At 26.7% G+C, this 12,085-nt stretch carries 10 protein-coding genes and 1 other annotated feature; of the genes, 3 read left to right on the plus strand and 7 right to left on the minus strand.

What is annotated here, in order from left to right; genetic code table 11:
• Positions 1-18 precede the first annotated feature (18 nt).
• The gene (locus tag J2Z53_RS02155; protein ID WP_209795578.1) at positions 19-1,131 is read right to left on the minus strand and encodes an AI-2E family transporter; all 1,113 of its coding nucleotides are present in this window, start codon (positions 1,129-1,131) and stop codon (positions 19-21) included.
• 119 nt (positions 1,132-1,250) lie between these two features.
• Complete coding sequence (gene argS, locus J2Z53_RS02160; protein WP_209795579.1) at positions 1,251-2,945, minus strand: arginine--tRNA ligase; 1,695 nt, start codon at positions 2,943-2,945, stop codon at positions 1,251-1,253.
• 56 nt (positions 2,946-3,001) lie between these two features.
• Positions 3,002-3,230 (minus strand) — a binding site (T-box leader).
• A 148-nt stretch (positions 3,231-3,378) separates the two neighbouring features.
• On the opposite strand from argS, the gene J2Z53_RS02165 reads away from it, so the two are divergent.
• Entirely contained in the window at positions 3,379-4,890 is a 1,512-nt protein-coding gene (locus tag J2Z53_RS02165) for a Ppx/GppA phosphatase family protein (RefSeq protein WP_209795580.1), read from the plus strand.
• A gap of 43 nt (positions 4,891-4,933) precedes the next feature.
• Here J2Z53_RS02165 and J2Z53_RS02170 read toward each other — a convergent pair whose 3' ends face one another.
• Both J2Z53_RS02170 and J2Z53_RS02175 read right to left on the minus strand, forming a co-directional pair.
• Positions 4,934-5,578 carry a site-2 protease family protein gene (locus tag J2Z53_RS02170; RefSeq protein WP_209795581.1) on the minus strand — a complete coding sequence of 215 codons (645 nt, stop codon included), beginning with the start codon at positions 5,576-5,578 and terminating at the stop codon, positions 4,934-4,936.
• Between the two features lie 87 nt (positions 5,579-5,665).
• Positions 5,666-7,063 (minus strand): LCP family protein, encoded by a 1,398-nt coding sequence (locus tag J2Z53_RS02175; protein ID WP_209795582.1) that lies wholly within the window; start codon positions 7,061-7,063, stop codon positions 5,666-5,668.
• Between the two features lie 259 nt (positions 7,064-7,322).
• On the opposite strand from J2Z53_RS02175, the gene J2Z53_RS02180 reads away from it, so the two are divergent.
• Positions 7,323-8,285, plus strand: coding sequence for a biotin--[acetyl-CoA-carboxylase] ligase (locus tag J2Z53_RS02180; protein ID WP_209795583.1), 963 nt, complete (start codon positions 7,323-7,325; stop codon positions 8,283-8,285).
• A 114-nt stretch (positions 8,286-8,399) separates the two neighbouring features.
• Here J2Z53_RS02180 and asnA read toward each other — a convergent pair whose 3' ends face one another.
• Both asnA and J2Z53_RS02190 read right to left on the minus strand, forming a co-directional pair.
• Entirely contained in the window at positions 8,400-9,413 is a 1,014-nt protein-coding gene (gene asnA / locus J2Z53_RS02185; protein ID WP_209795584.1) for an aspartate--ammonia ligase, read from the minus strand.
• A gap of 94 nt (positions 9,414-9,507) precedes the next feature.
• Positions 9,508-10,458 (minus strand): L-lactate dehydrogenase, encoded by a 951-nt coding sequence (locus J2Z53_RS02190; RefSeq protein ID WP_209795585.1) that lies wholly within the window; start codon positions 10,456-10,458, stop codon positions 9,508-9,510.
• 196 nt (positions 10,459-10,654) lie between these two features.
• On the opposite strand from J2Z53_RS02190, the gene J2Z53_RS02195 reads away from it, so the two are divergent.
• Positions 10,655-11,266 (plus strand): 3'-5' exonuclease, encoded by a 612-nt coding sequence (locus J2Z53_RS02195; protein ID WP_209795586.1) that lies wholly within the window; start codon positions 10,655-10,657, stop codon positions 11,264-11,266.
• A 95-nt stretch (positions 11,267-11,361) separates the two neighbouring features.
• On the opposite strand, the gene pflA is transcribed toward J2Z53_RS02195, so the two are convergent.
• On the minus strand, positions 11,362-12,069 hold the full coding sequence (gene pflA / locus J2Z53_RS02200) for a pyruvate formate-lyase-activating protein (protein ID WP_209795587.1): 708 nt from the start codon (positions 12,067-12,069) through the stop codon (positions 11,362-11,364).
• Between the last annotated feature and the right edge of the window lie 16 nt (positions 12,070-12,085).

Below are 12,085 nucleotides of genomic sequence, written 5' to 3' on the forward strand. Positions count from 1 at the left end.
CTGATATTTTTATTTATCTTATAATTCATCTACTACATCTTTATGTTTTTCCTTAAATCTATTTACTATAATATCATAATAAATTTTTATTGTTGCCATTGTTGGTGATGCAAGAAGCATTCCTATTGCACCAAAAAATCCTCCCCCAATTGTTACGCCAAGTACAACCCAAAAAGGTCCTATTCCAACCTTTCCGCTTACTAATTTAGGTTCTAAATACCATGCATCAAATTGTTGAAGTAATAGTAAGAAGATAAAAACTCCAAGAGTTTTCCATGGAGATATAAATATTGCAACAATACAGCAAACAACTTCACCAACAAATGGTCCAAAATAAGGTATCATATTTGTAAATCCTACTACTATTGCAAGTAATATTGCATAAGGAACTTTTAATATTATAAGACCTATTAATGATATTAGCCCAATTATTAATGAATCTAAAGCTTTAATCCCTATATATGTTCCAATCATATAATTATATGTTCTAAATAAGTTTAGTATCCACTTTCCTCTTTTCTCACCTATAATCATAACTGTAAGTAATTTTCCTTGTTTTATAAATCTTTCTTTATCAGCTAACACATATATTGATATTAAAAAACCAAAACCAATCATTATTATATCTGTAGTTATTGTTAAAAGTGATCCTGCTGCCCCTTCTAATAAATTTACAGCAATAGCTCCAAACTTTGTGGATACTGATGTCAATGTATGAAGTACACCAGCCTCTTTCATTATTGCATAAAACTTATCATTTTGCAGAGCAGAATTAATCCATCCTTGAGCTGTACTAATATAACTTGGTACTTCTTTTGCTATTGATATTATACTATCTATTACACTTGGAATTACATATATTCCTATAATAACTAATATTCCTAGAAAAATTAAATATGTTGCAGCAACTGATAGCCCTCTATTTAATTTAAGTTTTTTTTCAAATAATTTCATTATAGGATTTAAAATATAAGCAAAAATAAAAGCATATATAAATGGTGTTAAAACATTTATAAACTTCTTTAAGATTGCTAAATATATAGGATAATTGTCAACAACTTTATAGACAATAAAAACTATTAAAACTGCAATTAAAATATCTTTATATTTTATGTTTCTATCTAATTTCAAACCGTTCACCACCTTTTAATTTTTCTTTTAGTTATATTATACATTAAAAATTTTAATATTCTATAATGACACAAAAAAATACTAGAAAGTTAACTTTCTAGTATTTTTTATAATTATCTTTACATTTTTTCTACAACATCTATTCCTAATAATCCTAAACCATTTTTAATTACTTGTAGACTTGATTTAACTAGGCTAAGTCTTGCTTTTTTAAGTTCTTCATCTTCTAAATTTAATACTGAATGAGAATTGTAGAACTTATTAAATAGTTTAGCAACTTCTACAACATATCTAGTTACAACTGATGGCTCATATTTTTCAGTTGCTAGATGGATATTTTTTCTAAAGCTTTCTATAGCTTTAACTAATTCAAATTCTTCTTTTGAATTTAATTTACTATAATCTATATTTGTAAGTTCAATATCTTTAGCCTTTTCTAATATACTATTTCCTCTTGCATATGAATATTGAACATATGGTCCAGTTTCTCCTTCAAATGAAAGTATTTCTTTCCAATCAAAGATAATATCTTTTTCTCTTGAATTTTTAAGATAAGTAAATACTACTGCACCAATACCTATCTTCTTAGCTACTTCTTCTTTGTTTTCTAAATCTGGATTTTTTTCATTTATAATTTCTAATGTTTTTGCAATTGCTTCATGTAATAAGTCATCTAATAATATAACTTTACCTTTTCTTGTTGACATTCCACCATCTGGGAACTTAACTAATCCAAAACCTACATGAACACAATTCTTTGCCCAGTCTTTTCCTGCAAGTTCTAATACTTTAAAGAATTGTTTAAAGTGTAATGCTTGAGGTGTTCCAACTACATATATTGATTTATCAAAGTCATAAGTCTTTTTTCTGTAATTTGCAGCTGCTAAGTCTCTTGTTGCATATATAGTAGCTCCATCTCCCTTTAATATAATACAAGGTGGCATATTATATTCATCAAGCATAACAACTTGAGCTCCATTACTTTCTGTAAGTAAGTTTTTCTCTCTTAACTCATCAATTATATCTTGCATTTTATCATTATAGAATGCTTCTCCTGCTAATGAATCAAATTTAATTCCTAAAAGATCATAAACTCTATTAAATTCTTTTAAACTTAAATCTCTAAATCTCTTCCATAATGCTGTTTCTTCTGGTTCGCCATCTTCAAGTCTCTTAAAGTGTAATCTTCCTTCATCTACTAATGATGGATCTTTTTCAGCTTCCTCATGGAATTTAACATATATTCTTAATAATTCTCCTATTGGATCCTTTTCTAAAGCTTCTTCATCTACCCATCTATTATAAGCTGCTATAAGCTTACCAAATTGAGTACCCCAGTCTCCTAAGTGATTTATACCAACTACATTATATCCTTCTTCTTTAAATAATTTATAAAGAGAATTACCTATAGCTGTTGTACAAAGGTGACCAACGTGGAAAGGCTTTGCTATATTTGGTGATGAATACTCAACACATACAGTTTTACCTTCACCAATATTTGATGAACCATATTTATCTCCTTCTTTAAGAACTTCTTCTATAGTATTTTTTGTAAATGTAGTTTTATCTACAAAGAAATTAACATATGGTCCTAAGTTTGTTATTTTTTCAAATCCATCTTTATTTAATTTTGATGCTAACTCTTCAGCTATCATATTTGGAGCTTTTCTTAAAACTTTTGCTAATTGAAAGCAAGGAAAAGCATAATCACCCATTTCTGATTTTGGTGGTATTTCTATAAGTTTTTTAATATCTTCTACATTTAAATCAACATGTTGCTTTATTAATTCTGCAATAATTTGTTTATAATCCATTAATTATTCCTCCTTATTTTGCTACGTAAAATATAAAAAACCGCCTCTTATTAAAAATAAGAGACGGAATACTATTCTATTAGTTTTTCCGCGGTACCACTCTACTTGCATAAAGAAATGCCACTCTTTTTTGATAACGCAAATGATTAAAATTTGCGGCGATCCCTACTCATTTCAGGTGCTTCTCCAAGGTTCTCTTCAAATAATCTATCTACAAGGCTTCCAGCAAAATCCCCTGCTCTCTCTAAGAATCAATTATTCTACTCTCCTTTTCATAGAATTTATATTTTACTTTCTTTCATACATTATACATAGTTTTTCGTATGAATGTCAACAAATAGTTAAATATTATTATTTTTAACATAAGCTTTAAAAATGTTGTATAATAATAACAATACATATATAAATTTAATTATTATTTAAGGAGTTTGTTATGAAAAGAATTGGTGTTATTGAAATAGGTGCTAACTCAGTTACTCTAACCTTAAATGAAGTAGAGGAAGACGGTTATTTTAAGACAATTGATGAATTAAATACATCCATAAGACTTTGTCAAGATCTAGTAGATGGAACTGAAATATCAAATGAAAAACTAAATATAGCCCTATCAACTTTAAGGGTATTTAAATCAATGTGTCAAGTATCTGGTGCTAAAAAAATTATAGCTATTGCAACAGAAACTTTTAGAAGTGCCTCAAATAGTCAAAAACTTTTAAATTTAATAAAAGAAGAATTAGATATAGATATTCATATATTAACTATAGATAAAGAAATATATTATAATTTTTTAGGAATAACAAATACATTATATTTTGATAATTCCTTAATGTTAGATATAGAAGGTACTGTAACTAATTTAGCTTGGATTAAAGACGGAGAAATAAAAAAATTTCATTCCCTTCCTGTTGGAACATTAAACTTAACTTCTGAATTTAATTTGCAAGACAGAATAGTAAGAGAAGATATTGAAAAGGCTACAAATAAAATAAATGATTCTATATCAGAATGTGATTGGCTTTTAAATGGAGACTTCGATTCAATTATAGGTGTAGGTGGAACTATAAAAGCCCTTGGAAAAATTGATAGAATTAAAAAACGTTATCCATTTGATATAGAACATAACTATACACTAAATGATATGGATGTTCATGAAATATATAACTTATTAAAATGTAAAAGCTTAAAACAACGTCATCAAATTAGGGGACTTCCTTATGAACGTGCAGACATAATTGTTGCCGGTCTTTGTATATTTCAAAATATACTTAAAGCAACAAATATAAGAAATATAATTACATCATCAAGAGGTTTAAGAGATGGAATTATGTATGAATATATTAAAGAAAACTATAATTATGAAAAAGATATGTTGATTTTTAGTATTAAGGGAATAATGAATAAACTTAATATTAATAAAGGACATGCTAAACATGTTTATGAAATTTCAAAAACTCTTTTTGAAGATTTAAAACCCCTTCATAAGTTAAATGATTCCTATAAAAGAATTATAAGAACATCATCACTACTTCATGATTGTGGTATAAGTATAGATTATTATAATCATCACAAACATAGCTTTTATATAATATTAAATTCATGTATAAATGGATTAACCCATAAAGAGCTAATATTAAGTGCAGCTGTAGCTGCTTGTCATAGAAATAATAGGTATCATATACCCCTTCCTCAATATAGTTCAATATTAAATAGAATTGATGTTAAATCAATAGAATATCTTGGAACTATTTTAAAAATTGCTGAAGGACTTGATAGAAGCTTAGAAGGTGCAGTTAAAGAAATAAAAACTGTTATAGGTGATGATTCTGTTAGAATATATCTTAAATCTCCATTAAACTTAGAACTTGAAATACGCCAAGCTATGAGAAGTGCTTGCTCCTTTAAAGAAACATTTAATAGAGATTTAATTATAGAAAAAATAGATTAATATATTAGAGCAGTTAGTTTTTTATAAACTAACTGCTCTTTTTTTAAAATATCATTCCAAAAAATATTCCTACAATTTTAAAGAAAAATCTAAAAATTAAATCTGATGGTATTTGGATAATCCATCCCCCAAACACTATTATAAAAATAAAAATTAAAAATTGATATTGATAAATTGAATCAGAAATCTTATAAAAATGTTTAGGACTTAAATCTCTAAGTACACTAAAACCATCTAATCCTGGAAGTGGTAATAAATTAAATACAAATAAATTTATATTTAATATTATTATAAAATAAGCTATTCTCAAAAGTACTGAAAACAACGCTCCATTTAATATTTCATATCCACCTAATAAATATATAGCAACATATAATATCATACCTACAAAAGCAACAATTAAATTAGCTATTGGTCCTGCAATACTTACCTTTAAATCATCTTTATAATAATTTTTAAAAGCTCTAGGATTTACCTGCACTGGCTTTGCCCATCCTATTCCACAAAATAATATTAATAAAGTTCCAATTGGATCTAAATGATTTATAGGATTTAAATTTAATCTACCTTGAAATCTTGGAGTTTTATCTCCTAACTTGTCTGCCATTTTAGCATGAGCAAATTCATGAAAAGTAAATCCAATTAATATAGCAGGGAGCATAAGTAATTTCCCAAGTAAAAAATTCATCTACAAATTCTCCTTTTATTTATTTTAAAGTATTATAACATAAAACACAGCTTGAAAAAACAAACTGTGTTTTATTATATTAATTAATTATTTATCTTTGTTATTTTCTGAACTTGGCTTATTTGTATTTTCTTTATCTTGTGAATTTGATCCATTTTGATGTGATTCATTTTGATTACCTGTACTTGGTTTATTGTTTTGTGAGTTTGACTCTCCTTTATGTGAATCAGACTCTCCTTTATTTCCTTTGTCTGTTGTAGTAGTATTTCCACTACCTGAAGCTGGTTTCTTATTATTTGTAGGTCTTTTATTTGTAGTTGTACCACTACCATTATTTATATTATTATTTAAACCAGTATTATTCTTCTTTCTAACTGGTGGAACATAACCTTCATCATCCTTAGTTGCCTTTAATGGACCATTTTCTTTAATATGCTCTTCATTTTGGTTCATATATGTTGCAAGTTTATCCTTCCACTTAGAAATACTATAACTCTTTGATGTAGGTTTTATATCATCAAATATGAAATCATGCATCATCTTAGCATTCTGCTCTTTATCTACAATAAGAACCCATCCTTTAGCTTTATAAAGTCCTCCCCAAGAAATATCTTCACTTACTGGAATTCTTAATTGTTCAAATTTTAAACTTGGGAATTTAGAAACAGTATAAGCATAATTTAAAATCATTGCTGGTTCTATATTAGTTTTTACATATGGTAATAAGTCTGACATAACAGATGGATATTTAAGAACACTTAAATCCTTAAATTTTTGTGTAACTAAATCTATAACTCTTCTTTGTCTTTCAGTTCTTTCATAATCTCCATCTCCAACTTTTCTAATTCTTGCATAAGCTAAAGCTTGTTGACCATCTAAATGTTGCATTCCTGGCTTAGTTATCTTTGGAGATTTATTTTTTTCATATTCTCCAATAAACTTATTTAATTCTTTTATTTCATAATCATGGACATCTACATCAATACCACCAACTTGATTTATTATTGACTGAAATCCTTTAAAATTAACCATTACATATTTATTTAAAGTTAAATCAAAATTATCTTTAATAGTTTGCATTAATAGATCTGGTCCACCAAATGCAAGAGCTGCATTAATCTTTTGCTCTCCATGACCTGGTATTTTAACTAAAGTATCTCTCATTATAGAAGTTAATTTTAACTTTTTATGATTACTATCTATTGTTGCAATAATTATAGCATCTGCTCTAGCTGCCTCATCAACCTTACGTGCATCTGTACCTATTAATAATATATTTGTAATACCTGATTGTTCTTTATAATCTACATTCTGTATCTTAGAACTATCATCATAAACTTTTCCTCTTATATACATATAAGCTCCTCCAGCTCCTATTATAATAAGAAGAAGTAAAGATAGCACAGAAATTAAAACTTTTTTCTTTTTGGACATTTTTCTTTTTTTAGTTTCTCTTCCCTGTGTATTATTTCCCTTATCTTGCATTTTTTACCTCCCTAATGTTATTAAGAAAATAATTCTAAATAACACCCTCTTCCAAAATAAATTAACGTGAATTTTAGTATAACAATTTTATTATAATAAATAATTTCAATTTACACCAGCATATTTAGACTTAATTTTCTTACATTTTAATTAAAATTTATTAATATTATTAAATAAAAGTCTTTATAATCTGCTGTTTTTTATCTTTTTATGTATATGATATAATTATAAAAAAAATATTATTTTTGGGAGGGAAACCGTGAAAAATAAAATATTAACACTACTAGAAAATAGTAATAATTATATTTCTGGAGAAAAGATAAGTAATTATTTAGGGGTTTCTAGAAACTCTATTTGGAAGCATATAAATAAATTAAAAGAAGAAGGTTATATTATTGATGCAATTAAAAATAAAGGATATAAGTTAATAAAAAGTCCTGACATTATAGATTTCTCTTCTGTAAATAAATTTTTAAGTACAAAAACTTTAGGTAGAAAATTTTATTACTTTAAAGAAATTAATTCAACAAATACAGTGGCTAAAGATTTAGCTAAAAAAGAAACTTCTCACGGTACAATTATAACAGCAGAAATTCAAACTAATGGTACTGGAAGATTTAAACGTAATTGGCACTCACCTAAAGGTGGAATATGGGCATCTTTAATACTAAAACCAAACCTTTCACCTAATTATGCAAACAAAATTACATTAATTGCAGCAGCTTCAGTATTTAAAACATTAAAGTATTTAAATATTGAAAGTAAAATAAAATGGCCAAATGACATTTACGTTAATAACAAAAAACTTTGTGGAATATTAACACTTATGAATTGTGATATGGACACTATAAATTACATTATAGTTGGAATTGGAATGAACATAAATATTACTAAAGATGAATTTACAGGTGATTTAAGTAACGCAACTTCATTATTAATAGAAAAAGGTAAAAAATATAATAGAGGAGAAATATTAGCCTTATTTTTAAATAACTTTGAAAATTTTTATGATGATTTTCTAGAAAATAATAATTTATTAGAAGTGATAGATATATGTAGAAATAATGCTCTATTTAAAAATACAAAAGCTAAATTAATTACTCCAAGAGAAGAAAAAGATGTAATATGCCTTGGAATAGATAATGAAGGTGAACTTATAATTAAAGAAACAAATGGACAAATAAAAAAAGTTTTAAGCGGAGAATTAACATTTAAAATTTAACATATAAATAAGATAAACATTAATTATATAATTTTAAACATATATATTAAAATAATTACTTCTAAAAATATATAACTTAAAATACCCAATAGCCTATAAGCTACTGGGTATTTTTTATAATAATTCTATTCCATATTGTTCACAAATTCTTTCATTCTTTTCATCCCAAACAGATGCTTGAACTTCTCCAACATGAGCTTTTCTTAAGAAATACATACATATTCTTGATTGTCCAATTCCTCCTCCAACTGTATACGGAAGTTTTCCATTTAATAATTCACTATGGAATTTTAGTTCTTTTCTTTCTGTGCAATTAGCTTCTTCTAATTGTTTTGCTAAAGATTCTTCATCTACTCTTATTCCCATTGATGATAATTCTATTGCGCTATCTAAAAGTGAATTCCAAAATAAAATGTCTCCATTTAATTCCCAATCATCATAATCTGGTGCTCTTCCATCATGTTTTTCTCCAGAATCTAAAGTTTTTCCTATTTGCATTATAAAGACTGCCCCTTTATCTTTACATATTGCATTTTCTCTTTCCTTTGGAGTTAAATCCTTATACATGTCTTCAAGTTCTTGAGATGTTATAAAGAATATTTCATCTGGCAATTCTTCATCTATGTTTATTAGATTTTCTTTAACATATTTTTCTGTATCCTTAAATACACTATATATTTTTGAAACAATGTTTTTTAAGAATTCTAAGTTTCTATCTTCTTTATTTATTATAAGCTCCCAATCCCATTGGTCAACATAAATAGAATGTAAATTATCAAGTTCTTCATCTCTTCTAATTGCATTCATATCTGCATATAAGCCTTTTCCTACTGGGAATTTATATCTATGTAAACTCATCCTTTTCCATTTTGCAAGAGAATGAACAATTTCTACATCTTCGTTAGATGCTAAAACATCAAATTTAACTGGTCTTTCAACACCATTTAAATTATCATTTAATCCTGATTTAGAATCTACAAAAAGTGGTGCTGATACTCTTACTAAATTTAATTTTTTAGCTAAATTCTTTTCAAAATAATCCTTTATAGCTTTAATATAAATTTCTGTTTCAATTAATGTTGATTTACTTTTATATCCTTCTGGTATAATAATTCCGTCTAATTTCATAAATAGCCCTCCTTAATTTTAATTATTATTATATACAAAAAAATATAAAAAATAAAGTATTCTTTAAAATAAAGAATACTTTTATTATCACTTTTTAAATATGACATTGATTTAGATGTAATTTTAATATTTCAGCAGATTTTTTTAATCTAGCTTCTTCATCCTCTGATAATGGTATTTCTATTACCTCTTTCGCACCTGATCTATTAACTATAGTAGGTATTGCTAAGTACATATCATTTATTCCATATTGACCTTCAAATAATGAGCCTACAGTTAAAATACTATTCTCATCTCTAAATATAGCTTCTACAATTCTATTAACTGCAAGAGCTACTGCAAAATATGTTGCTTTTTTTCTATTAATTATTTCATATGCAGCATTTTTTACATCTTCTTCGATTACCTTCTTTATTTCTTCATCCCAAGCAAGATCTGTTTGATCTGCATAAAGATCAAAACTTTCTCCACCTATTCTTCCATTACTCCAAGTAACAACTTCGCTGTCTCCATGTTCTCCAATAACATATGAATGAATATTATTATTGTTTACATTAAAATACTTTCCAAGTATATATTTTAGTCTTGAAGTGTCTAAAACTGTACCTGAGCCAATAACTTTTTCCTTTGGAAATCCAGATAGCTTATATGTTATATAAGTTAATACATCAACTGGATTTGAAACTACTAATAATATTGAATTTGGACTTAATTTTGCTATTTCTGGAATAAAACCTTTAAAGATTTCATAATTTTTACCTATTACATCTAATCTAGTTTCTCCTTCTTTAGGTCCAACTCCTGCTGTAATTATTACTATATCTGAATTTTTAGTTTCTTCTAATGATCCTGCATATATATTCACAGGTTTTACAAAGGATGTTCCATGAACTAAGTCCATAACCTCTCCCATTGCCTTATCCATATTAATATCATATACACAAATTTCTGTGGCTATTCCACTATTCATTAAAGCATAAGCTGTTGTTGCTCCTACGAATCCTGCTCCAATTATTGATACTTTTCTTTTTCCTTCAATTAACATATACGATGCCTCCCCACTTAAATATTCAATTTAAGTTTGCCCATTTTTTTTAATTTTATTATGGAATAATTATACTATAATCGATAATTGATTTCAATTAATTCTTAGTTAAATAATCTGATATTTTGTTATTTTATTATGAATAAATATGGTATATAATTATTAGTATACTTAACTAACCTAGGAGGATATCTTAATGAAATTATTATTTTTTGATACAGAAACAACAAGCATAAGACCCGGTCATATATGCCAGTTAAGTTATATAACAGTTGATACATCAACAAAACCTCAAACTACTATAGGTAAGAATTTCTTTTTTACTGTTGATGAAATGGATCCAAATGCTGAAGCAGTTCATGGATTTTCATTAGAAAAATTGTATGAATTATCAAATGGAATGTATTTTGAAGATTCTGTTTCTGAATTTGTTGATGACTTTTTAGATGCAGATTTTGTAATAGGACATAATGTTAACTTTGATGTTAAGTTTATGCATAGTGAGCTTTTAGGTTTAGGTGCTAATTATGAACCTAAGAGAACTTTCTGCACTATGGATTATTATAGAGACATATGCAAAATACTAAAGCCAAATGGCACTTATAAAAATCCTAAGCTTGAGGAAGTTGTAAACTACTTAAATATTACAAAGGAACAAATAGAATCTAAAGCTAAAGATTTATTTGGAGGTACTGGTAACTATCATGATGCTAGATTTGATACTGCTGCAACTTATTTAGTAGTTATTGAAGGATTAAAAAGAAAAATAATTCCTCATGGATATTTTTCAAATATTGTAAAAGGATAATTTATATTTTTACAATATATTAGTATCAAACTGAAAAGAGGCTGCTAAAAAAATACAATATATTTTTTTAGCAGCCTCTTTTTTATAAGTAATTTTTATTCATCAATTATTTTTTTGTATTCTTTTATTTTTTCCTTATCCATAGCTTCAGTTCCTTCTAAAGGGTATTTAATTCCCATTTTTTCATATTTATTTACACCTAGAAGATGATAAGGCAAAAGTTCAACCTTCTCTACATTATCTATAGTTTCTATAAATTTCTTTACTTCTTTAATGTGCTCTGTTCCATCTGTAAGTCCTGGCACAACTACATGTCTTATCCATATTTTAGTTTTATTTCTTTTCATAGCTTCAAGAAAATTTAAAGATTCATCTATATCAACTAATGTAACATTTTTATAGCCTTCACTTGTTACATCTTTTATATCGAAAAGAATTAGATCTGTATATTTTAATATTTCATCATATTCTCCAAATCCAAATCCTGAAGTATCAATACAAGTATGAATTCCTTCTTTTTTGCATAACTTTAAAGCTTCTAATAAAAATTTTGGTTGTCTTAAAGGTTCTCCTCCAGAAAAAGTTACTCCACCATTAGACGTATTAAAATAGGGTTTATACCTTTTTAACTTACTTACCAATTGTTCAGGAGTATATTCTTCCCCTGCTCCATATTCCCAAGTATCTGGATTATGACAATATTTACATCTTAAAGAACAACCTTGTAAGAAAACAACAACTCTTATTCCTGGTCCATCAACAAGTCCCATTGTTTCCATTGAATGAATTCTCCCTGTAGTCATAATATATATCCTCCTA

It is taken from the genome of Clostridium moniliforme (genome assembly GCF_017873235.1).
In the GTDB taxonomy this organism is placed as follows: domain Bacteria; phylum Bacillota; class Clostridia; order Clostridiales; family Clostridiaceae; genus Clostridium; species Clostridium moniliforme.